Annotated in this window: 18 protein-coding genes; 12 read left to right on the top strand and 6 right to left on the bottom strand. The window is 69.4% G+C overall.

What is annotated here, in order from left to right; genetic code table 11:
• The first annotated feature begins 13 nt into the window (after nucleotides 1-13).
• From BM249_RS06190 to BM249_RS06215, 7 genes are all read left to right on the top strand, one after another.
• The gene (locus tag BM249_RS06190; RefSeq protein WP_091970007.1) at nucleotides 14-931 is read left to right on the top strand and encodes a galactosyltransferase-related protein; all 918 of its coding nucleotides are present in this window, start codon (nucleotides 14-16) and stop codon (nucleotides 929-931) included.
• Complete coding sequence (locus tag BM249_RS06195; RefSeq protein ID WP_091970008.1) at nucleotides 928-2,007, top strand: glycosyltransferase; 1,080 nt, start codon at nucleotides 928-930, stop codon at nucleotides 2,005-2,007. The genes BM249_RS06190 and BM249_RS06195 overlap by 4 nt, the downstream gene beginning before the upstream one ends.
• A 204-nt stretch (nucleotides 2,008-2,211) precedes the next feature.
• Nucleotides 2,212-2,484 (top strand): hypothetical protein, encoded by a 273-nt coding sequence (locus BM249_RS06200; protein ID WP_143103692.1) that lies wholly within the window; start codon nucleotides 2,212-2,214, stop codon nucleotides 2,482-2,484.
• 122 nt (nucleotides 2,485-2,606) lie between these two features.
• The gene (locus tag BM249_RS06205; protein WP_143103693.1) at nucleotides 2,607-2,825 is read left to right on the top strand and encodes a hypothetical protein; all 219 of its coding nucleotides are present in this window, start codon (nucleotides 2,607-2,609) and stop codon (nucleotides 2,823-2,825) included.
• Nucleotides 2,822-3,025 (top strand): hypothetical protein, encoded by a 204-nt coding sequence (locus BM249_RS21145; protein ID WP_143103694.1) that lies wholly within the window; start codon nucleotides 2,822-2,824, stop codon nucleotides 3,023-3,025. Before BM249_RS06205 ends, BM249_RS21145 begins: the two co-directional genes overlap by 4 nt.
• A 100-nt stretch (nucleotides 3,026-3,125) precedes the next feature.
• Entirely contained in the window at nucleotides 3,126-3,539 is a 414-nt protein-coding gene (locus BM249_RS06210; protein WP_091970013.1) for a YeeE/YedE family protein, read from the top strand.
• Nucleotides 3,536-4,021, top strand: a complete 486-nt coding sequence (locus BM249_RS06215) for a YeeE/YedE family protein (RefSeq protein WP_244528610.1) — start codon at nucleotides 3,536-3,538, stop codon at nucleotides 4,019-4,021. The genes BM249_RS06210 and BM249_RS06215 overlap by 4 nt, the downstream gene beginning before the upstream one ends.
• An 81-nt stretch (nucleotides 4,022-4,102) precedes the next feature.
• Here the strand turns inward: BM249_RS06215 and BM249_RS06220 are convergent, their stop codons facing one another.
• A complete protein-coding gene (locus BM249_RS06220; protein ID WP_091970015.1) occupies nucleotides 4,103-4,777 on the bottom strand; it encodes a L,D-transpeptidase in 675 nt (224 codons plus the stop codon).
• Nucleotides 4,778-5,408: 631 nt separating this feature from the next.
• Between BM249_RS06220 and BM249_RS06225 the strand changes: the two genes are divergently transcribed.
• Both BM249_RS06225 and BM249_RS06230 read left to right on the top strand, forming a co-directional pair.
• Nucleotides 5,409-7,619, top strand: coding sequence for a PAS domain-containing protein (locus tag BM249_RS06225; RefSeq protein WP_425284800.1), 2,211 nt, complete (start codon nucleotides 5,409-5,411; stop codon nucleotides 7,617-7,619).
• Between the two features lie 117 nt (nucleotides 7,620-7,736).
• Nucleotides 7,737-10,331, top strand: coding sequence for a histidine kinase dimerization/phosphoacceptor domain -containing protein (locus BM249_RS06230; RefSeq protein WP_091970125.1), 2,595 nt, complete (start codon nucleotides 7,737-7,739; stop codon nucleotides 10,329-10,331).
• Between the two features lie 114 nt (nucleotides 10,332-10,445).
• Here the strand turns inward: BM249_RS06230 and BM249_RS06235 are convergent, their stop codons facing one another.
• The 3 genes from BM249_RS06235 to BM249_RS06245 are packed head-to-tail and all read right to left on the bottom strand — an operon-like array spanning nucleotide 10,446 to nucleotide 14,182.
• Entirely contained in the window at nucleotides 10,446-11,669 is a 1,224-nt protein-coding gene (locus BM249_RS06235; RefSeq protein WP_244528611.1) for a GNAT family N-acetyltransferase, read from the bottom strand.
• 60 nt (nucleotides 11,670-11,729) lie between these two features.
• On the bottom strand, nucleotides 11,730-13,022 hold the full coding sequence (locus BM249_RS06240) for a lipopolysaccharide biosynthesis protein (RefSeq protein WP_177232335.1): 1,293 nt from the start codon (nucleotides 13,020-13,022) through the stop codon (nucleotides 11,730-11,732).
• A complete protein-coding gene (locus tag BM249_RS06245; RefSeq protein WP_091970022.1) occupies nucleotides 13,022-14,182 on the bottom strand; it encodes a glycosyltransferase in 1,161 nt (386 codons plus the stop codon). The genes BM249_RS06240 and BM249_RS06245 overlap by 1 nt, the downstream gene beginning before the upstream one ends.
• Nucleotides 14,183-14,338: 156 nt before the next feature.
• Here BM249_RS06245 and BM249_RS06250 point away from each other — a divergent pair, with 156 nt between their 5' ends.
• Both BM249_RS06250 and BM249_RS06255 read left to right on the top strand, forming a co-directional pair.
• Nucleotides 14,339-15,502, top strand: a complete 1,164-nt coding sequence (locus tag BM249_RS06250; protein WP_091970024.1) for a DUF1972 domain-containing protein — start codon at nucleotides 14,339-14,341, stop codon at nucleotides 15,500-15,502.
• The gene (locus BM249_RS06255; protein WP_425284796.1) at nucleotides 15,499-16,761 is read left to right on the top strand and encodes a glycoside hydrolase family 5 protein; all 1,263 of its coding nucleotides are present in this window, start codon (nucleotides 15,499-15,501) and stop codon (nucleotides 16,759-16,761) included. Before BM249_RS06250 ends, BM249_RS06255 begins: the two co-directional genes overlap by 4 nt.
• Here the strand turns inward: BM249_RS06255 and BM249_RS06260 are convergent.
• Nucleotides 16,676-18,016 (bottom strand): VpsF family polysaccharide biosynthesis protein, encoded by a 1,341-nt coding sequence (locus tag BM249_RS06260; protein WP_244528612.1) that lies wholly within the window; start codon nucleotides 18,014-18,016, stop codon nucleotides 16,676-16,678. The two genes, BM249_RS06255 and BM249_RS06260, sit on opposite strands and share 86 nt — an antisense overlap.
• Nucleotides 18,013-20,127, bottom strand: a complete 2,115-nt coding sequence (locus BM249_RS06265; RefSeq protein WP_091970026.1) for a GumC family protein — start codon at nucleotides 20,125-20,127, stop codon at nucleotides 18,013-18,015. The genes BM249_RS06260 and BM249_RS06265 overlap by 4 nt, the downstream gene beginning before the upstream one ends.
• Before the next feature lie 335 nt (nucleotides 20,128-20,462).
• Here BM249_RS06265 and BM249_RS06270 point away from each other — a divergent pair, with 335 nt between their 5' ends.
• A complete protein-coding gene (locus BM249_RS06270; RefSeq protein ID WP_091970028.1) occupies nucleotides 20,463-21,986 on the top strand; it encodes a glucosamine inositolphosphorylceramide transferase family protein in 1,524 nt (507 codons plus the stop codon).
• The last annotated feature ends 34 nt before the right edge of the window (nucleotides 21,987-22,020 follow it).

Consider the following 22,020-nt stretch of genomic DNA (forward strand, 5'->3'; position numbering starts at 1 on the left):
CGGACCTCCCTCGATGCTCGGCATTTCCGTCGTGACCCTGGCGAAGGGTCGGCCCGCGCACCTGACCAACATGGTGCTCGGCCTGATGCGCCAAACGCAGAAACCCGTCGATCTCATCGTCGCCCGCATGCAGGCGGAGCCCTACGCGCTGCCCGAGGCGCCGTTCCCCGTCCGGCAGATCGCGCTGGCCTCCGATCCGCTGCCCCTGGCCGCCGCCCGCAACCGCGCCGTCTCCAAGGCCACGGGGGAGGGGATCGTCTTCCTCGACGTCGATTGCATCCCGGCCCCCACCCTGGTGGCGGATTACGCCGAGCGCCTCGACGCCCTCGACGGGCTCCTCATGGGCGAGGTGCTCTACCTGCCGGGCGGGGCCACGCGGGGCGACTGGACCACGGAGGCATTCGCGGCGGTGGGCGAGAAGCATTCCGATCGGCGCGGGCCGCCGGCCGGGGACATCGAGATCTGCACCGATTACCGTTGCTTCTGGTCGCTCAACTTCGCCATGCGGCGGGCGACCTTCCTGGCCACCGGCGGGTTCGACGAGGGCTATACGGGCTATGGCGGCGAGGACACGGATTTCGGCAAGACTCTGGATCAGCAGGGCGTCGCCATCGCGTGGGTGAGGGGCGCGCGGGCCTATCACCAGTACCATCCGCACCACATGCCGCCGATCCATCATCTCGACAGCGTGGTCCGCAACGCCGAGCGCTTCGAGGCGAAATGGGGCTACCGCACCATGGGGCACTGGCTCTACGCGTTCCGCCGCCTCGGCCTCATCGACGATACGCCGGGGCAGCCGATCCGCATCCTGCGGGCGCCCGACGCCGACGATCTCGCCCTGACCGCTCACGAGAGCCATCTGCCCTACACCAACACCGCCTCGGTGATCCGCGCCCTCGACGCCCGGCTCGCGGCGGCCGAACCCGCGTGAGAATCGCCCTGCTGGCGCATGCGCGCCAACCCATCGCGCCGCCGTTCCGGGGGGGCATGGAGGCCCATAGCTGGCACCTCGCCCAGGGACTGCGGGCGCGCGGCCACGAGGTGGTGCTGTTCGCCTCCGGCGACAGCGATCCGCGCTTCACCCTCGATCCGGTCCTGGCCGAGCATCAGGAGAAGACGTTCCCGGGCCAGGAGCACACCGGCAATCCGGCCCTCATCGCCGCCCTCGATGCGGGCTACGGCGCCGCCCTCGACCGGATCGCGGCGGGCGGGTTCGACGTGCTGCACAACAACTCGCTGAGCCGCCTGCCCCTCGCGCCCGAGCGCACGGCCAAGGTCCCGACCGTCACGTCCCTGCACGTGCCGCCCTACGATGCCCTGCGGTGGTTCGTGCACAACAGCCTATCGCCGGCCCACCGGATCACCGTGACGTCGGGCGGGCAATTGCACGCCTGGTTCCCGGACAAGGAGGTCGAAGGGGTATCGGTGCTGCACAACGGCATCGATCCGGCGCAATGGCCCTATCGCCCGGAGGGCGACGGCAGTGCCGTCTGGTGCGGCCGAATCACGCCCTACAAGGGCACGCACCACGCGATCCGAGCGGCGCAACGGGCCGGAATCGGTCTGACCCTGTTCGGCTCGACGGAGGACACGGACTACTGGGAAAGCACGGTGAAACCGCTCCTGGGCGGCGCCATCCGGTACGGCGGCCTCCTCGACGGCCCCGCCCTCGCGGCGGAGGTCGGCAGGGCCTCGGTGTTCCTGTTCACGCCGTGCTGGGATGAGCCGTTCGGACTCGTCGCCATCGAAGCCATGGCCTGCGGCCTGCCGGTGGCGAGCTTCGACCGGGGCGCCGCCCGCGAGGTCATCGGCGCGGCCGGTGCCTTCGCGCCGCCCGATGACCAAGCGACTCTCGCCGAAGCCATCGGCGTGGCCCTGGCGATTCCCCGTCGGACGGCGCATGACCGCGTGCGGCGCCACTTCACCCACGATGTCTGGCTCGACGGCTGCGAACGCCTCTACGCCGAGGTCATCGCCGATCACCGCGCGATGGGAGGGATGTCCTAGGCACTGCACGCGCCCGTTCCGTCATCGCCATGGGCGCAGCGTGGCCGATAGCGATGCCGGCTATCTGGGCCTCCGTCACCGAAGCCACGGCTTCGGCATGGGGAGAACGACGGCTCGAACGCGCCTCCGATGTCGCCCGCCGAATATCCCATCGCCGTCGTTCCCTCGCCGTCATGCTACTTTCGGTCGCGAGGACTGGGTGGCGTGACGCCCTACCTGAGCGCCTGCACAATTCCCTCGCGACAGGTCGCCATGACGTTCCTTCACCGCATCGCCCATTCTATCGCGGCCGTCGTCCGGGGGATCGTTCAGGGTCTCACCCTGGGCTTCGATGCCCTCGTCGGACCGGTCGGACGCTTAAGTGACAAGATCGAAGCCCATCTGCTGAACCGGACAAATCTGTTGCGCGCTCACTACGCGGCGCCCCGGCGCCGCGATGCGATCTATGACCGGTTCGAGGCTGAGACCCGCTCCTGACGGTGGATGCCATTCGGTGAGACACCTCGTATGCGGAACGAGCGGGCTTCGTACGAAGACCGCCGGTTTCGCCGGGTACGAGGAAAATCCCACAGATGGCCAAGGATGACTATCAGGATCGCGTGAAGCGCGAGACCGCCAAGACGAATGGTCGGATCGCGGCGGACTACGAGGCGCTGGCGACAAAGTTCCGCGCGCGGATGCGCAAGGCCGACGACAAGGCGCAGGCCGCCGCAACCAAGGGCAAGCAGGAGGCGCTTCGCCGACGCTCGGACCTCTTCGGTCAGGCCGCGAAGGAATTGGAAGACAAGGTGGCGAAGCTGAAGGCGGCCGGGGCTTGAGCGACAACGACGACGCGTGGACCTCGCCCCCGACCGTGTCGCGCCGGACGAAATCGATCATCGACGATCTCATGACTTCGCAGTCCGGACACACCGGTGTGCGACCCTCTTTCAGCGCCCGACAAGGAAGCCCCGGCCAAACCGGCATCGTGGGCAAAACCTTCTCGGAACCTTATCAAAACAGAAAATTCATCTGTTGACGGCCGCCGGTCGACCGCTGCAAATCGTCAGAACAAGCATCTGTCAGGACGAACGCTGACAAATTCCAATAGTGAAACGAGTCGGGCACGCTTTCGAGACATGACCACGTATCTCTCCGGGCTCATCGGCGGAGGCCTGATCGGCCTGTCGGTGGCCCTGCTGATGCTGCTCAACGGGCGCATCGCCGGAATCAGCGGCCTCGTCGCGGGCCTCGGCCGCGATCGGGGGGAACGCTGGTGGACGGACGCCGCCTTCGTCGGCGGTCTGATCGCCGGGCCGCCGGTCTTTGCCGCCCTGGCGGGGGCTTGGCCCGACATGCGGTTCGTCGCCTCGCTGCCGGTCTTGGGCGTCGCCGGCCTTCTCGTCGGCTTCGGCACCCGTCTCGGATCGGGCTGCACCAGCGGTCATGGCGTGGCCGGTCTCGCCCGGCTCTCACCGCGCTCCCTCGCGGCGGTGCTGATGTTTCTCACCACGGGAATGCTCACCGTCGCCATCGTGCGGGGATTCGCATGAGCGCCGCGCGGCGGTTGGCGGCGGCCCTGATCGCCGGGTTGCTGTTCGGTCTGGGTCTGTCCCTGTCGGGCATGCTCGATCCGGCGCGGGTGCGGGGCTTTCTCGACATCGCGGGCGCATGGGACCCGACCCTCGCCTTCGTGCTGGGCGGGGCGGTGAGCGTCGCCGGCCTCGGCTACGCCCTGGCGCGTCGCCTGCCGCGCCCGGCCTTCGACGCCGGGTTTGACCTGCCGCCGCGAGCCCGGATCGACGGGCCGCTGCTCGCGGGTGCGGCCCTATTCGGCATCGGCTGGGGCCTCTCCGGGTTTTGCCCCGGCCCAGCCATGGCGGCCCTGTCCACGGGAGCCCTGCCGGTGTTCGTCTTCGTCGGCGCCATGCTGCTCGGGATGGCCGCGCATGGGTGGTTCGCCCGCCGCTTCGAGCCCCCGAAGCCGCGCGGGGATCGGGCAAACGTGCCGAGCGCAAGAGTCCAGCTCCGCTGAACCCTCGACCGTGATGGTCCGACGACGATCCCGGGTCCCGGGCGTGCCGAAACGCCACCGGGGATCGCGGGCAGGGATGCCTCAAGCGGGTAGAACGACCACCTTCGTCTTTACCGGGGTCTGGGCGTAAAGGTGGATCATGTCCTGGCTGAGCAGGCCGACGCAGCCGCTGGTGATGCCGCTGCCGATGGTGTCGGGGTCGCTGCTGGCGTAGATGGTGTAGAGCGTATAGGCGCCGTTCTGGTAGAGATGGAGCGTGCGGGCACCGAGGGGATTGTCGAGGCCGCCCGGCATGCCGCGCGCGTATTTCGCGGCCTCGGGCTGACGCTTGATCATCTCCTTGGGCGGCGTCCAAGTCGCCCATTCGGACTTACGGCCGACATAGGCGTCCCCGCTCCAGAGGAACCCGTCGCGGCCGACATTGGCGCCGTAGCGCGTGGCGGTTCCGTCACCCTCGACGCGGTAGACGTAGAAATTGCGCGGATCGACCACGATCGTCCCAGCCGCCTCCTTGGTCACGTACGGGACCGTCCGACGAAAGTATTTCGGATCGAGCTTGCTGATATCGGTCGCCGGGATCGGAAACTTTTCGCCCGGCATCGGTCCGTAGGTCTTCGCCGCCTCGGCACGCAGCGCCCCATCGGTATTCACGCAGCCGGCGAGGCCGAGGGCGCCGAGGCCGGCGGCCGAGCCGACGAGGAACGCGCGGCGGTCCAGGCGGGGCAGCACGCCGTTCTCGATCCTCTCAAGGGCCATGATGTCGATCCTGGGTCTTTCACGACGGATGCGCGGAGGCGTCGGCTGCCATCGATCGCGCGAAACGCCGAGCCAAGCTGCCCGCACCCGAAGCGACTGGCAAGCGCGGCCTTCGTCGCGCGCACGGCGCGAAGCGTCCACCCACCGTTTTGAGGCCGCGCCGAACACTGTCCCTTGATCGGGGATCGTGTCCGTCCGCCGCGTTCACAGAATATTGAGTTCAGCGTCGCCGCCGAACCGGGTGATTCGACTCGCCCGAACCGTCGGTTTGCGGCAGGGCACCGCGTTGCATGTCCGTCACCACGGGGCCAAACGCTCGCATGCGCTTTCATCGACAACTCCTGCCCGGGAGTTCCCGGTCCCGGACGTCTCGCTCTCCCCGTCCAGCGATCCGATGAGCGACGCCCTGGCCTTTCTCGCGGGCGGCGGCGAGGCCGCCCGCATGATTCGCGCGCGCGACTGGTCGCGCCACCCCCTCGGGCCGCCCGAGACTTGGTCTCCGGAGTTCCGTACGGCGTTGAGCCTTGTGCTCAACTCACCGGAATCGATGATCCTCGCCTGGGGGCCGGAACTCAGCTTCTTCTTCAACGATACCTATTTCCCCCTGCTCGGACCCCGCCTGCCCTGGGCGATGGGCGAGCGCTTCGACGTGGTCTGGGCCGATGCCTGGGCGCAGGCGGAACCGATCATCGACGCGGCGTTCGCCGGCCGGAGCCGGCGCTTCGACGACTTGCCCTGGAAGCTCGATACGGATCGGGGGGCCGCCGACACCTGGTTCTCGTTTTCCTACTCGCGGGTGCTCGACCGGGACGGCGCCGTCGCCGGCCTCTTCATCCTCACCAACGAGACCACGGCGCGGGTTCTCGCCGACCGGGCGCTCCGCGAGAGCGAGGAGCATTTCCGGCAGACAGTGGAGCTCAACCCGCAGGTGCCCTGGACCTGCGACCCCGACGGCAACATCACCTCGTACTCGAAGCGCTGGCTCGATCTTACCGGCCAGGCGCCCGGCGAACCGGACGGGACCGGCTGGATCAATGCGCTCCATCCCGACGACATTCCGGGCACCTGTGCCGTGCTGTCGGCATCCCTCGCCGCCGGCGAGCCCGTGGATGTGGATTATCGCCTGCGCATGGCCGTCGGTGGCCACCGCTGGATGCGCGCCCGCGCCTGGCCGCGCCGAAACGAGGCCGGTGCCATCATCCGCTGGTATGGCGTCGTCGAGGATGTGCATGACCGCAAGCAGGCCGAGGCGGATCTGCGGCGCCTGAACGAAACCCTGGAGCAGCGGGTCGCGCAGGCACTGCTCCAGCGCAAGCTCTGGGCGGACGTGTTCGAAACCACGGACGCCATGGTGGGGGCCCTGGACCTGGACTACCGCCTGCTCGCCGCCAACCGGGCCTGGATCGAGGAATTCGAGGCGGCGTTCGGTATCCGCCCCCGGATCGGCGACGATATTGTCGGCCTCCTCGCGCACCGGCCCGACGTCGCCGTCTCCATCCGGGCGACATGGGGACGAGCCCTCGCGGGCGAGGAATTCATGCTCGTGGAAGAGTTCGGCGATTCGAGTCGGAACCGGCCCCGCTACGAACTCAAGTTCACCACCCTGCGCGATCACGACGGGCGCCGCATCGGCGCCTTCCAGTATGCTCAGGACATCTCCGAGCGCCTGCGGGTGCAGGAACGCCTCGGCCGCGCCGAGGAGGCCCTGCGCCACGCGCAGAAGATGGAGGCCGTGGGCCAGCTCACGGGGGGCGTCGCCCACGACTTCAACAACCTCCTGACGGTCATCAAGTCGTCGGTTGAGTTCCTGCAGCGACCGGACCTCCCGGCGGAGCGGCGCAGCCGCTACCTTGCGGCGGTGAGCGACACCGTGGACCGGGCCGCCAAGCTCACGAGCCAGCTCCTGTCCTTCGCAAGGCGACAGGCCCTGAAGCCCGAGGTGTTCGATGTCGGCGAGCGTCTGGCGAGCGTCGCCGACATGCTGAACGCCGTGACGGGGGCCCGCATCCGCATCGACACCACGGTGCCGGACGTGCCCTGCCACGTCCGGGCCGATCTGAGCCAGTTCGAGACCGCCCTGGTGAACATGGTGGTGAACGCCCGCGACGCCATGGACGGCGCCGGCACCCTGACCCTGCGTCTCACCTGCGCGGCGACCCTGCCGGGCATCCGGGGTCATGCCGAAGCTTCCGGACGTTTCGCCGCCCTGGCCATCGCGGACGAGGGCGTGGGCATCGCCCCGGACCTGCTCTCGCGAATCTTCGAACCGTTCTTCACCACGAAGGAAGTCGGCAAGGGCACCGGCCTCGGCCTCAGTCAGGTCATCGGCTTCGCCAAGCAATCGGGGGGCGATGTCGACGTCACGAGTGAACCGGGCCGTGGAACGACCTTCACCCTCTACTTGCCCCAGGTCGAGGCGCCGGTACCGGCGGAGATCCGTCGCGAAGTCCGAAGCGGTGGCGGCGACCGCCGCCTCACCATCCTCGTCGTCGAGGATAATCTCGATGTCGGCCGCTTCTGCACGCAATTGCTGCAGGATCTCGGCCACGAAACCGTGTGGGCGCACAACGCCGAAGCCGCCCTGGCCGAGATCGAGGCGGATTCGTCCCGGTTCGACGCCGTGTTCTCGGACGTGGTGATGCCGGGCATGGGGGGCGTCGCCCTCGCCCATCGGCTTCGGGCGACCCATTCGGGGATGCCGGTGATCCTGACGACCGGCTACAGCGGCGTGCTCGCCGAGGACGACACCCATGGATTCGACCTCGTGCGCAAGCCCTATTCGGCCGAGCAGGTCGCCAACGCCTTGCGCGACGCCCTCGGACAGCCGAAGGCACAGACATGATTTCGAAGAGACCAGGATCGGCCGAACGGCGAGCAGGGTCTTCGACCTACGCCGTGTTATGATCGACAGAAACGTATCCTCGAAAGTCGGGCCATGACGGAAAGGGACGACCCCGCGATGCCCGCCGACGGCCCGGATTACGACGGCTCGGTGTATGACGACCTGTTGGAGGCCGAGATCGCGCGCCTGCCGCATGGGGTCGTTCGGGTCGACGCCCTCGGGACTGTGCGCGCGGCCAACCCGGCCGCCGCCGCGCTGCTCGGCCAGCCGAGCGCGATGCTCGTCGGCCGGGATTTCTTTCGCGATCTCGTGCCGGGCGCCAACGTCCCGCGCGGTCGGGGCCGCTTCCTCGCTGGCCTGCGCGGCGGTCGTCTCGATGCCGGCGGACGTTTCGCCCTCGACCGGGCGGAGGGGCCGGTGCGCTTCGATCTGCGCATGAGAACGGATGCGCCGGCGCGGGAAGCCTGGATCACCCTCGACTCCGTCGAAGCGCTTGCCCCACGGGATGCGGGCCGGGGCGCGGCCGCCGTGGAGCGCCGGGAGCGCGCGGAGCCCGTGGACGTCTCCGTCTGCGAGCGTGAGCCGATCCATATCCCGGGCTCGATCCAGCCCGACGCCGTCCTGCTCGTCGCGGACGCGACCGACCTGAGGATCCTCGCCCACAGCGCCAACGTCGCCGAGGCGTTCCCCGGCAGGGCAACCAAGCTGCTCGGTTGCCCCCTCGACCGTCTCCTCCCGCTGGCGTTCGTGTCTCGTCTCCGTGAGGCTCTGGCGAAGGGCAGATTGGGCGGGGACCAGACAATCGCGGATCGTGTGTATCCCGACGGCGCCCCCGCCTGCCTCGCCGTCGCCCATGCGCAGGCCGGTCGGGTTCTCGTCGAACTCGAGGGTATCCCGGACCGCCCCGGCGATTTCGGATCGGCGCATCCATCGAATGCGGGTCCGGCCGTGGCACGGCTGCGGGCGGCGCAGACCGTCGCCGAAGCCGCCGAGGCCACGGCCCGCGAGGTCCGCGCCATGACCGGGTTCGACAGCGTCCTCGTCTACCGCTTCGACGCGGACTGGAATGGCGAAGCCATCGCCGAGGCCAAGGCGGCGGCGTGGTCCCGCTCCCTCCTCGGCCTGCATTTTCCCGCGTCCGACATCCCCGCCCAGGCGCGCGCCCTCTACCTCCGCTCCCGCAGCCGCTTCGTCACCGACCGGGACGCCGAGCCGGTGCCGATCCTCGGCGACGCCGCCCTGGCCGAAACCCCCGTCGATCTCACCTTCGCGCAGCACCGCTCGCTGTCGCCGATTCACCTCGAGTACCAGCGCAATCTCGGCGTCAACGGCTCGATGTCGGCCTCCATCATCGTCGGGGGTGTTCTGTGGGGCCTGCTCATCGGCCACCATCGTCGGCCGCTCTACGTGCCGCCCGAAACCCGCGCGACGGCGAGCCTCATGGCCGAGGCCCTCGCCATGCGGGTCCAGGAAATCGAGGGACGTCGCCTCTGGGAGGCCCAGCAGGCGCACCTCGCCGCCGAGGGACGGCTCGTGCGTCGGCTGACACGGTCCGACGACTACGTGGCGGCCCTGACGGACGGCGACACCACGATGCTCGATCTGTTCGAGGCAGAGGGGGCGGCGATCGCCACCGAGGACGGCGTGACGGTGATCGGCCTGACGCCCGATCCCGAAGCGGTCTGCGCATTGCGCGACTGGCTGCGCGCCACCGTGCCACCCGGCGAGGCCGGATACAGCACCCACGGTCTTTCCGCCGCCTACCCGCCGGCCACCACCTTCGCGGATCGCGCGAGCGGCCTCGCGGCGGTCTTCATCGACGAATCGCGGCGAAACCTACTCCTGTGGTTTCGCCCCGAGGTCCCGAGCACGGTGTCGTGGGGTGGCGATCCGCGCAAGCCCGTGACGCCCGGCAACGAATCGGCCCCGATCCTGCCGAGGCGATCGTTCGAGCGCTGGGTCGAGGAGCGGCGCGGCTTCTCGAAGCCGTGGGCGGCGTGGCAGCTCTCCTTCGCGACCTCCCTGGCCCAAGTGGTCGAGGGCGTCGTGCTGCGTCAGCGCCGCACCATCATCGAACTCACCGGCCTCCTCGCCGACCGGGAGCGCGCCCTGGAGCAGAAGGACGTGCTCAGCCGGGAGATCGACCACCGGGTGAAAAACTCTCTTCAGATCGTCTCGGCCTTCCTGCAGATGCAGCAGCGCCAAACCAAGGACCCGGAAGCGCGCCAGGCCTTCGCGGAGACCTCCGCACGAGTGATGAGTGTCGCGCGTGTGCATGACAGCCTGTATCAGGCCGAGAGCATCGAGGATGTCGATCTCGGCCAGACCATCGAGAACCTATGCCGCGATCTGTCCGGCATGGCGGGCGACGGCCACTCCATCGGCATCACCGCCGAGTCCGGCGTGATGGTGCCCTACCGCAAGGCCGTGGCGCTCTCGCTCATCGCCACCGAACTCGTCACCAACGCCTTCAAGTACGCCTTCCGCGAGGCTGCGGGCGGGCATATCGCCGTCAGCATCAGCGACCGGGGTGACGGGAGGGTGCGGCTCCGCGTCTGCGACGACGGCGAGGGCCTTCCCGACGGTTGGACCGAGCGCAAGCCGAGGGGCACGGGCCTCGGAATGAAGCTCGTGCGCGCCATGCTCGACCAGATCAACGCCACCCTCGAAGTGGCGAACGAGAAGGGCGCGTGCTTCACCATCGACGCCTGATCCGGCGTCCGCTCCATCGAAGCGGTCGCCGGATATCGAACCCGCGTGGCGCTTGAGACGGACCGAACTCCGCCATTCCAAAGGTCTCGCGCGGCGTTCGTCGGACGACGTCGATCATCCCGCGTGCCGGCGGACCCAGCGGCGGGCCTTCTGAAGCCGGCCGTACCACGCGGGATGGGTGGCGAGCCAGGTCTTGGCACCGGCCGCGGCGGACAAGGCCATGGTCACGAGGCGCCCACGCAGGCTCGCGACTTCCACGAGTTCTTCGAGATCGCGGGTCTGAACCCCGAAATCCTCCTTGTAGGGCATCACCCCAACGGTGAAGTCGAAGTAATCCAATTCTTCCGCCCGAGCCCAGCGCAGGCATTCGGCGGCGACGTGAAGGCCCGGCGAGGTGTTGCGCCAGGGTCCGCCCGCCATGGTCAGCAGGAGCCCGTGGAAGGTTCCGGCATGGACGAGGCCGTAGGCGGCGGCGATCCAGGTGCCACCAACGGACAGGCCGAACAGGCGCGCCGGCCCGCCTGTCAGGCCGGCCCGGGCGCCGGCCCGGTAGAACGCCTCGACATCCGGCCGGGAGAGCAGATCGAAGCGGCCGATTTCGGAAAAGCGGGTCCGGCGTTGCTCCACCAGGGCATCGAAAATCGTATCGACTTCGGACGGAGTTGAGGCCTTCACGAAGGCGACCTCGCCCTGACGGTCGAGGCGGCGACGCAGCTTGGCCATGTCCTTGCGCGGTCCGGGACGGCAGAGCCGGTCGAGGAGGGTGGCGGGATCGCCCTCGATGGCGACGCCCGAGGCCTGCATCTCCATGCGGCGGCATTGCGAAAGGGTCGCCAGGGGATTGGGCCGGGCCTGGACGCTGTCCGGAATGCGGCTGATCCGGATGAGGTCGGCACGGGGCAAGACGGACCGCACGGCCCGCCAGACCGACACCATGGCGTCGGGTCCCACATCGAGGCCCGGGGCGAGGAGCGGCGCCGCGTAGTCGCAGACGCCGAGATCGAGCCAGGTCACGACCCGGTATCCCCGCTCCCGGACGAGGGCGAGGGGAAGCAGCATGACGGCACGGCCCCCTGGCGCCTCGGTGACTTCGACCAACAGGGGACTGGCCCGCATGGTCGGCCCGAGGTGGTCGATGACGCTCCTGACCCAGTCGAGGCGCTGATAGGCCGTCGCCCCTTCGGTCTCGAATTCGTGCCAGAGCGGCGCGATGGTATCGAAGGTGGTGTGGAGGCGCGCCGCGTAGCGCACCGGCTGGGACGCAGGCGCGGCAGAGAGCGGACGGCCAACGGGAGCGGCGGCTTTGGTCGGCATCTCTGACTCCAGGGGAAGACTCACGATGGGCTCCTTGGGTTCGCGCCGTCACCGGCCGCGCGGGGTTCGTCGGGCGGCGCCGGATCAGGGGTTCGGAAGCGGCAGGCGGTCGCCCGCCCGGAACGTGGCCCCCGGGGTCTCGGCCCGGCGCCAGGGTCTCAGGATGACGGCGCAATAAGCGAGCACCACGCATTCGGAGAGCAACACCCCGAGGAGCGACCACACCGGAGCCGTCACGAGGAGCAGGACGACGACGACGATCCCACCCGCGAGGGCGCTGATACCTGCGACGGTGGCGAGCTTGCGGAACGCCTGCCGCATTTCAAGCAGCACCCGCAGGGGAGCGTGCAGGAGCGAGACGCCGACGATGGTCCAGACGCAGAGGGCGATCAGGGCCATCGGCGCACCGGTGAACCGGTCGGCGAACAGCCGGTTCTCGATGAAGGGCAGGAAGCCCAGGACGAGTCCGCCATACGCGACGCTGCTCGCCGCCATGAGGCCGACGCACCGCAGGGCGACCCGCTTGGCCCCGTCGATTCGGCCCGCGGCGAGGTGGCCGGCGATGTCCGGCTGGACGAGATTGATGAGGGCCGACGCCGTCAGCCGCAAGGGCGCGAACAGCACGAAGGTGGCGGCGATGGGAGCATAGGCCGCCGGCCCGGCGAGGAAGGCGACGAGGAGGCTCTGTCCCTGCCCCTGCAGATTGGCCGTGGTGGTGCCGACGAGGGACCAGGACAGGCTCGGCCACAGGGCGCGGTAGCGCCGCCGTGTCCCGCGTCCGAAGCTGACCCGCACCGGCTGCCGCAGGGCGAGCAGGGACGCGACGAGGCCGAGGGCGTTGGCGACGGCGAGGGCGGTCAGGACCGCATCGAGATCGACCGTTTCCGCGCCGCGCATGAGCCAGGCGGTGAAGGCTGTGCCCGACAGGGCGAAGACCATGTCGCCGAGGCCGGACGCGAGGGGCAGCCGCCGGGTCAGGAGAACGCCGCGGACGTAGCTGCGCAGGCTCCATGTGCCGACGAACAGGCCGGCGGCGAGGGGCGCGATGTCGGAGGCGGCCCAGAGCGTGACGCCGACGCCGAGACCCATGGTGCCCGATAGCAGCGTCGCCGCAGAACCGAAGCTGACCTCGAAGCCCCGCGCGGTCCGACGCCCGGCGCGCCCCGGAATGAAGATGCCCGCCGGGACGCCCGCGAGGGCGCGGACATAGGTGAGCGCGAGGCCGCCCACGAGGAAGACGATGGCGAAGCGCCCGTAATCGTGCGGGCTCATCGTCCGGGCCAGCACGATGTTGAGGCCGAAATGGAACGCGCTCTGGGCGACCTCGCCCCCGAGCATCAGGACGAAGCGGCGGACGAACCGGATCAGCGCGTTCATCACGAATCGACCGACGCGAGGGCGGGAGCGGGCGCGGCCCGGTTCGACCGGGCGAGCCGCGCGGCCATCATCTCGGTGATCCCCGACGCGGCGGCCCGTTCGTCAAACAACGCCTCGTAACGGGCGCGCGCGGCCTGCGGGAATCCGGCCCAGGCCGCCGGATCACGAACGATTCGTTCGAGCGCCACCGACAGGGCGGCGGCATCGTCCGGCGCCACCATCCAGCCGGTGCGCCCGGGTTCGACGATCTCGGTCAATCCGCCAATACGGGAGACGAGGGGAGGGCGGCCGTACGACATCGCCTCGATGGCGACCCGCCCGAGGGATTCGGGCAGGCGCGACGGCACGGTCACGACGTCGGCCCAGCGGTAGAGGTCGGAGGGATCGTCGACGAACGGCGACAGGGCAATCACCTCCGCCAGACCGGCCTTGGCGATGGCCGCCGCCAGGGCTTCCTCCCGCGCGGCGTCCTCGAAGGCGCTCCCGACGATGCGGACCGAGAGCCGGTCCAGGATATCGTCCGAGAGGCGCCGGATCGCCTCCACCAGCACCTCCTGGCCCTTGATGCGGCTGATGCGGCCGAGCATGAGCAGGCGCAGCGGCCGGGTGCCGTCATAGGTCTTCGGCTCCGGAGCGGCCGGCCCGGCGATGCCGTTATAGACGATTCGTGTCCGCGCCTTGCCATCGAGAGCGAAGGCGGCGGCGGTCGCGCGCGAATTGAAGATCACGTCGGCCCCGCTCCACCGGATCAGCATCCGCAGCACCGTGAGGGTGGCGCCCTGTGGAATTTCGTGGACGTGCACGAGGGCCCGGCCCGGACAGAGGCGCGCGGCCAGGAGGTAATCGGCGACCACGGAGGTGTTGACATACACGAGGTCGCTCGACCGCAGCCGCTTCCACGCCCGCAGCATCGCGACGGGCAGGGACAGGAGGCCGAGGGTCATCAATCGGACGAGGTCACGGCGCCGCAGAATCCAGAGGGGTTCGACGACGATCCGCGTGCCGAGTTCGGACAGGGGTGCCACGATCGGACCGTGGCGCGGCAGCACGACATCGATCCGCGCCTGCGGGTAGGCCCGGCGAATGATCCGGACGCTCTCGACGAAACTCCGGTCGGACCCGTAGAGTTCGTAACCCTGATGGACACACGTGATACGCATTTCAGCGACCGTTCCCTGACCCGAAATGGCAACATCCCGACGCCTGGGCCCGGGAGGAGCAAGTTGCGAGCCCGGCCCAGCCGTTGCGCAGCTTCCTTAAGAGTCCAGGGCGCAGTCTCGATTGGGGTCTGTAGCTTGCCGAATCGAGACAAAGAGTTGCAAATGGCAAAGCCGTCACTGGTCATTCTGGGAACGCGCGGAATACCGGCCTCGCACGGCGGTTTCGAGACGTTCGCCGAGAAGCTCGCCCTATTTCTCGTTCGGCGCGGCTGGCATGTGGCGGTGTATTGTCAGAACGAGGTCACCGTCGTGACCGAGCGGATCAGGACGTCGGTTTGGAACGGCGTCGAACTCCTGCACGTCGATGTCGCCTCGCGAGGTCCGAAGGCGACCCTCGAATTCGATTGGCATTGCGTGCGCGATGCCGCCCGGCGTGACGGCGTCTGCCTCGTGCTCGGCTACAACGGCGCGGTCTTCCTGCCGTATCTGCGCTTGGCGGGCCGCAAGGTCCTCACCAACATGGACGGCATCGAGTGGAAGCGCCCGAAATGGTCTCTGCCCGTCCGTGCCTGGTTCTGGATCAACGAATGGATCGCCGCCTGGTCCTCTCAGCGCCTCGTGGCGGACCATCCGGCCATCGCCGATCACGTCGCCACGCGCCGGTCCCGTTCGGCCATCGCGACGATTCCCTATGGCGGCGATCCGATTCCCGAAGCCCCCGAAGGGCCGATCCGTGCCCTCGGCCTCGAACCGGACCGCTACCTCACCTCCATCGCCAGGATCGAGCCCGACAACAACATCCTCACCATGGTGAAGGCGTTCTCGCGCCAGCGGCGGACTTTCAAGCTCGTGGTGCTCGGCACGCTTCTGCCCGACAATCCGTATCATGCCGCCGTGCGGGCGGCGGCCAGCGACGAAGTGATGTTTCCCGGCGCCATCTTCGACGCCGAGACCCTCCGCTCCCTGCGCTTCCATGCCCGCGCCTACCTGCATGGTCATACGGTGGGAGGCACCAACCCGTCCCTCGTCGAAGCCCTCTGGGCCGGCAACGCCGTCATCGCCCACGACAATCCGTTCAATCGCGGCACGGCCGGCCCGCAGCAGACCTATTTCGCCGATGAGCGAACCTGCGAAGACCGGATCGCGACCGCCATCGCGGACCCCATCGCCATGCGCGCCGCGGGCGGGGCAGCCCTCGCCCGCGCCGCCGAACACTTCGACTGGACCACCATCCTCACGGCTTACGAAGCCGAGATCATCGCTCTGGGCGGCTATGCGGGCGCGCCGGCGGGAATGGCCGGCTCGGCCGTCGCGCGGTGATCCCGGGCGGGCCGACGCGGCGCGGCGTCCTGGCATCGGGCCTCCTCCCGTTCGTCCGGCCCGCGCGCGGGGCGGTCGCGGCCGGGCTGACCCTGCATCGGGGCATCAACGCCTGGCCGTGGTTCTCCCTGACACGCGAGTACCCCGCGCCCCGCACGGATTACGGCCTGCCGCCATTCCAACCGGAGCGACCGGTTCCGACGACGCACGATCTCGCCCGCCTGCGCAGCGCCGGCTTCGACTTCCTGCGCCTGCCCGTCGATCCGGGGCCGTTCCTCGGCCTGTCGGGGCCGCCGCGCGTCGGCCTGATCCGCGACCTCTTGAACGCCGTCGCGGCGATCCGCGACGCCGGCCTGGCGGTGGTGGTCAACGTCCAGGCGAACGGCGCCACGCACCATTGGAATCCGGATAACCTCTACGGCGGTCCCCTTGCGCCCCTCTACCCGGCTTATCGCGACTTCATCGCCGAGCTGGCGGGGCGTCTCGGGGCGATGGATACGGGAGGGATCGCCTTCGAGCCCGTGAACGAGCCACCCCAAGCCTGCGGCGCGTCAGAATGGACCGCCCTTCAGGACGACTTGCTCGGCCTCGCCCGCCGCGAAGCGGCGGCTCTGACGCTGGTTGCCGGAGGCGCCTGTGGCAGCATGGTGCCGGGTCTCGTCGCCCTCGATCCGGCACCCCTCGCCCGCTTCGCGCCCCTGCTGTTCACGTTCCACTTCTACGAACCATATCTGTTCAGCCACCAGGGCGCGCCGTGGATGCGCGAACCGGTCTACCGCGCCCTCAACGCCGTGCCGTGGCCGGCCTCCGCCGGAACCCTCGCGCGGACCCTCGCGGCGGTCCGCGCGCGGATGGACGTCGACACCGCTCTCCCGGCATCGGCCAAGGCCGAGGCTTACGCCGTCACGGAGGCGAAGCTCGCGGAGTATTTCGCGGCGGACCCCGACCGCCGCTTCATCGACCACCACCTCGCGGCCGTGCGCGGGTGGGCGAACCGGCACGACATTCCGACCCACCGAATCCTCATGGGCGAGTTCGGCGCCCTGCGCAGCGATGCCCGCTACGTCGCGGCGGGCGCCGCCGATCGGGCGCGTTATGTGCATGACGTACGCGAGGCCGCCGAGGCGAACGGCTTCGCCTGGGCGTTCTGGAACCTGTTCGACGGGATGGGCCTCATGGACGACGCCAGTCGTCGCTTCGATCCGGCGATCCTCGACGCCCTCGGGCTGTCGCTCCCGAAGGGGGAGGGGCCGCCGTGACCGGGCGGTAGAGGGCGAGCAGCAGGATCACGAACTTGGCGAGCAGGGTGGTCTTGCCACCCAAACCCTCGAAGGTGTTGTTCAGAACCACGAAGGCGATGACCGGGAGCGCCGTGCCGGCACGGCATTGGCGCACCAGTTCGACGATGAACAGCGTCACCGCGACGGTGAGGAACAGGGTCATGAACGCGCCCTGGTAGATCAGGGTGCGGACGATGGGGTTCTCGATACCCCATTCGAGGCCGCTGACCCGACGCAGGCTCTCGACCAGATCCATCTCGGGACCGACGAGGAGATCGCGCAAGGGAATCTTCGCGACGAGGTCGAACATCTCGACGCGGGCATTGGCGCTGCCGCCATCGGCCATGAACCGCCCGAGCAGGGCGTCGAAGAAGCCCGCGACGGCGAGACCGCCGATGGCCAGGGGCACCAACGTGAAGGCGAACACCGCTAGGGCCGCCCCGAGCAGGGGCACCCGGCCGGTGCGCAAGGTTCGGTGCAGGGCGAGGAGACCACTACCGCCACCGAGGATCAGGGTGACGACGATCGCCGAGCGCCCCCCGAAGGCGACGAGGGCGGCGAGTTGCAGGACGATCATACCGGCGCGGAGAGCTGGAGTGAACGTTCCCCCGCCGGCGATGAGGGCCAGGACGTAGCAGGCCGTCAGCGTCGCGTTGCCGAGGGGATGGCCCTGGAGGGCGGCCGAGCGCGTGTCGGTGGAAAACACCGCGCCATCGAGGCGGTATGGAAAGAACAGATGCCCCGTGGCGAACTCGACGAGCCCGAGGAGGGCGTTGACCAGCATCACCGCGTGCACGGCCCGTTCGAGCCAGCGCCACGTGTCGTCGTCGCGCTCGGCCAGGACCACGGCGAGGAGCCCGGGCAGAAGGAACGTGTCGAGGGCACCGGCCATGCCCGGGCCGGCTCGCAGGACGATGTGCAGGAACAAACCCAGGCTCGCGACCGCGAGGAGGATGGCGGCGGGGCGGATCCGGGCCGCGCGAACAAGGTAGCCGACGGGATTTCCCGACATCAAGGCCCCCCAGCCGAACAGCAGGATGACGAGATAGGTCGAGGGGTGGATCTTCTGCGGCGCCCCGCCGGTCAAGCCGTCGTAGTTGATGCCCACGGTCCAGAGCAGGCCGCCCGAGACGCCGAGAATCACCACCGAGAGGAAAATGAGCATCACCGGCGGCCGCCGCCGGGGCCGGTCCGCCGTGGCATGATCGAAGGCCGGCCCGGCGAGGATCCTCATGCGGCGCCGGCACCCACCACGACCGCCCCCGAAATGCGTCGCCCGAGGGATTCGGCGGCCTCGACGAGGTCGAGGAGTTCGCGCTGGCGGGTCGTGCCGCCGCGGACCACCACCAGCATCCGGTCCGCCGTGAGGGCCATTTCGGCGACGCGCAGGTTGGCCGACAATGTCCCGCCCTCGATGAGCACGAGGTCGAAGGCATCCCGCGCCGCCGTGAGCACACCCTCGATATTCGCCCGGTCGAGGGCGTCCCGGCTCAGGCGCATCGCATCGCCGACCGGCAGGTACATGGCGCCGCTCTGCCCATCGCGGAGGGCCGCGAAGGTCACGGAGGTCTCACCGTTGAGCACCTCCACGAGACCGGCCTGATCGCGCAGCGGCACACCGGCTTCGAGATCGGCGTCGATGACGAGGACCCTGTCCCCGCGCGTCACCGCCACGGCCGCGAGGAGGCGGGTGATCGTCCGCCGGTCCTTCGCGTCGGTGCCCCCCGACGTGACGAACACCGCGACACCTTGGCCGCTGCTCCGGGGCCGTGGGCCGAGATTCGCCATCCGATCCAGGAGCCGGGCCGCTCCGAGGCAGGCCGACCGCTCGGTGCGGGGGCCGAATACCGGCAGTCCGACGAGGACGGGTGCGTTCAGCAGGCGCTCGACCTGACGGCGCGACAGGACGGTGGGATGGAGATACTCGCGCCCGAAAGCGAGGCCGGCGCCGAGGCCGAGGCCGCTGATGAGACCACCGATGATGAGCGGAACACGCAGGGGCCAGCTGCGATCCTGCGGCGGCCGGGCCCAGCCGATGACCCGCGCGTTCGTGGTGTCGATCCCGACCTGCTCCTTGATCTCGCGGGAGCGGTTCAGGAAATTGGCGTAGACCGCCCGGCTGCTGTCGACCTCGCGCTCGAGTTCGCGCAGGCGCACGGAGGCTTCGCCGGAGACTACGGTGCCACGCTTGAGGGTTTCGAGGCCCGCCGCCAACGCCTTCTCGTTGGCCTCGGCGCGCTGAAAATCCGTCTCGGCGGATTTCGAGAGGCGGTTCAGCTCGGCCTCGATGAGGCGGCGCACGCCCTGAAGCTGGGTTCGGACCGCCTCGATGTTGGGGTGTCGATCGCCGAGTTGGGTGCGCAGATCGGCTTCCTTGCTCACGAGTTCGGCGTATTGCGCGCGCAGGCGCTCGATCACCGGCGATTGAATTGCCTCGGGCGTCGCATCGGCGCCGAACGCCGTGCCGCGCGCATCCTTGATCTGTTGAAGACGGGTACGGGCTTCCGCCGTGCGGGCTCGAGCCCCGACGATGCGGTTGTTGCTCTCGGCGAGTTGCTGCTCGCTGATCAGCCGACCGCTCGCCGAGATCAGGCCCTTCTCGGCCTTGAAACGCTCGACCTTGTTCTCGGCCTGGTTGACCTGCCGACGCAGGTCTTCGAGGCGGGCGCCGAGTTCCGCCGAGGCGCGGGTGGCGGCTTCGGCGCGGGCATCCGACTGGTCCTGTAGGTAGGCCGTGGCGATGGCGTTGACGATGCGCGCGGCCTTGTCGGGATCGCTCGCCGTGACGACGACATCGACCACGAAGACCTTGTCGGCCCGCTTCACGGCGAGCTTGCGCCGCAAGGCCCGTACGGCGCGGCCCTCGGCCTTCGTCGCATCGGCCGTGTCGCCCGTCCTGTCTGCGCCGTCGAAGGCTCGCTGGATCCGGGCGAGCACGCCGTTGCCGGGCGCGCCGAATTCCGGGTCGTTCAGAAGCCCGGCCGCGATGACCGCGCGCGTCAGCACGGAATCCGATTCGATGACCCGGGCCTGGCTTTCCACCTGAATCACGCCGCCATCGGGCGCCATGGCGACGGGATTGACGTCATTGCTGACGATCTGCTTGTCGCGTGGGTCGATGAGGATCTGCGCCGTCGCCGTGTAGAGCGGCGGCGCCAGCATCGCGTAGGCCACGGCGATGGCGGTGAGGATCGCCGCCGTGCCGATGATCCAGGCGCGACGCGCACGCAGGATGCGCCACAGGTCACCGATCTCGGCACTGGTATCCGGCTGCGGCCGGGGCGAACGCAGGCGCTCCCCGGGATCGATCCAGTCCGCCGCGATGTGTCGGTCAATCTGTGCCATCGATCTCTACAACGTCGCGACCTTGGTCACTGTCCACGCCTCGCCGCCCATGAGAACACGCGACCCGATTGAGGAATCCCCAATCGCGACGCGCGATTTCCGGCTGCGACGAAACATGGATAATGCTTCGTTCATGCCGAAGTCCCGGCGCATTTCCATTTTGGGGCGATCCGGTACGGTTTCCGGTCTTGGTGGTTCCTTCACCCTCGTCGGGTTGAGTAGGCCGACGAGGCGCCCGCAGCGCCGCCCGTTCCGGACGGAGTGTCCCGTGCGGCCTTCCGCCGAGGCCTGCTCCGCTTCGAACGGGCGAGACCCCGATCCAAAGCGAAACCGCCATGCATCTCAGACTCCGCCTCGACGGTCAGACCCTACGCCGCTGGCATGTCCGGCTTGCCGAGCGGATCGCCGCCCTGCGCGGAATCACCCTGGAGATCGACCGGCGTCCGGGACCGGGCGCCCTGCCGAACAACGCCGCGCTGCTGTTCCGCCTGGAGGCGATGCTGAACCGCCGCTCCCTCGACGGCCTGTGGAGCCCCGTCGAGCCGGCGGCGCTCGCGGCCTTCCCGTCACCATCGGTGCGCGCCCCCGACCTCATCCTCGACCTTTGCGGCGACGTCGCGCCGGACGGCGGGCCGCGGATCTGGCACCTCGCCTATGACGGGCGCGCGGGGGAGAACGCCCTCCTGTCCGTCCTGCTCGCCGGCCGCTCTCCCGTCGGTACCCTCAGCGAGGGGCGGCGCATCGTGGCCGGGGGCCGCTTCGGGACCGAGGCCGGCGGCATCGCCCTGACATCGTTCGAAGACAGCCTCGCGCGCACGACCAGCCTGATCCTGTCGGCCTTGCGCGGAGTGGGGCCGAACCACCCCTTCGCGGCGAGCGCATCGGAGCCGGAGATTGACGTTCCGCATCCCGGGCTCGGGGCGGCGGCTCTGGGCCAGCGCGCTGCCCGGATGCTGGCCTGGACCATCGTCCGGCGCCTCTATCACCTGTGCTACCGTGCGCCGCATTGGCGGGTGGGCTGGCGCGCCCTCGAGGGCGGAGCCGATCTCGTCGACCTGCGGGCGCACCCGGCGGGGGGATGGCGCGACCTGCCGGACGACGGGCATCGCTTTTACGCCGATCCATTCCCCCTCGATCACGCGGGGGGCACCGTCCTCTTCGTCGAGGATTATCCGCACGCCACCGGCAAGGCGATCATCTCCGCCGTGGCCTTCGGTCCGGACGGGCCACGGGGCACGCCGGTTCCCGTGCTCGAGGAAGCGCACCACCTCTCCTACCCGTTCGTGTTCGAACGCGACGGCACCGTCTGGATGGTTCCGGAGAGCTGCGCCAACGGCACCATCGACCTCTATCGGTCGACGGCCTTCCCGGGCGGCTGGATGAAGGAAGCGACCCTGGTCTCGGGGGTGACGGCGAGCGATGCCACCCTGGTCGAGCACGGGGGGCGGTGGTGGCTGTTCGCCACGGTGCGGGACGACCCCGCCGTCGTCGGCGCGCAATGGGGCCTCGGATCGTTCTCCGATGCCCTCCACCTCTGGTCCGCCCCGAATTTCCGGGGGCCGTGGACGCCGCATCCCGCCAATCCCGTGCTCATCGACATCGCTTCGGCCCGGCCCGCCGGCCGGATCGTGGCGCGCGATGGCGCCTTGATTAGGCCCGTGCAGGATTGCCGACGAGGGTATGGCGCGGCGTTGGCGCTCGCCCGGATCGATCGCCTCGACGCGGATGGTTACGCCCAGACCGTCGAGACGATCCTGAACGCCGGACCGGCCTGGAAAGGAAGCCGGCTGCACACCCTGAACCGCAGTGCGGGCTTCGAGTTCATCGACGGCTCGGCCCGGGCGCCCCGGTTTCGCTGAATCCCGAAGATCATGGCGCCCCTTCGCGGGGCGC

Source organism: Methylobacterium gossipiicola, from assembly GCF_900113485.1.
Lineage (GTDB): Bacteria > Pseudomonadota > Alphaproteobacteria > Rhizobiales > Beijerinckiaceae > Methylobacterium > Methylobacterium gossipiicola.

Excerpts from the sequence above, each read along its gene's own strand:
- BM249_RS06190 (WP_091970007.1), top strand. The coding sequence starts at position 14 with ATGCTCGGCATTTCCGTCGTGACCCTGGCGAAGGGTCGGCCCGCGCAC.
- BM249_RS06210 (WP_091970013.1), top strand. The coding sequence starts at position 3,126 with ATGACCACGTATCTCTCCGGGCTCATCGGCGGAGGCCTGATCGGCCTG.
- BM249_RS06215 (WP_244528610.1), top strand. The coding sequence starts at position 3,536 with ATGAGCGCCGCGCGGCGGTTGGCGGCGGCCCTGATCGCCGGGTTGCTG.
- BM249_RS06220 (WP_091970015.1), bottom strand. The coding sequence starts at position 4,777 with ATGGCCCTTGAGAGGATCGAGAACGGCGTGCTGCCCCGCCTGGACCGC.
- BM249_RS06225 (WP_425284800.1), top strand. The coding sequence starts at position 5,409 with ATGGGCGAGCGCTTCGACGTGGTCTGGGCCGATGCCTGGGCGCAGGCG.
- BM249_RS06230 (WP_091970125.1), top strand. The coding sequence starts at position 7,737 with ATGCCCGCCGACGGCCCGGATTACGACGGCTCGGTGTATGACGACCTG.
- BM249_RS06240 (WP_177232335.1), bottom strand. The coding sequence starts at position 13,022 with ATGAACGCGCTGATCCGGTTCGTCCGCCGCTTCGTCCTGATGCTCGGG.
- BM249_RS06245 (WP_091970022.1), bottom strand. The coding sequence starts at position 14,182 with ATGCGTATCACGTGTGTCCATCAGGGTTACGAACTCTACGGGTCCGAC.
- BM249_RS06260 (WP_244528612.1), bottom strand. The coding sequence starts at position 18,016 with ATGAGGATCCTCGCCGGGCCGGCCTTCGATCATGCCACGGCGGACCGG.
- BM249_RS06265 (WP_091970026.1), bottom strand. The coding sequence starts at position 20,127 with ATGGCACAGATTGACCGACACATCGCGGCGGACTGGATCGATCCCGGG.
- BM249_RS06270 (WP_091970028.1), top strand. The coding sequence starts at position 20,463 with ATGCATCTCAGACTCCGCCTCGACGGTCAGACCCTACGCCGCTGGCAT.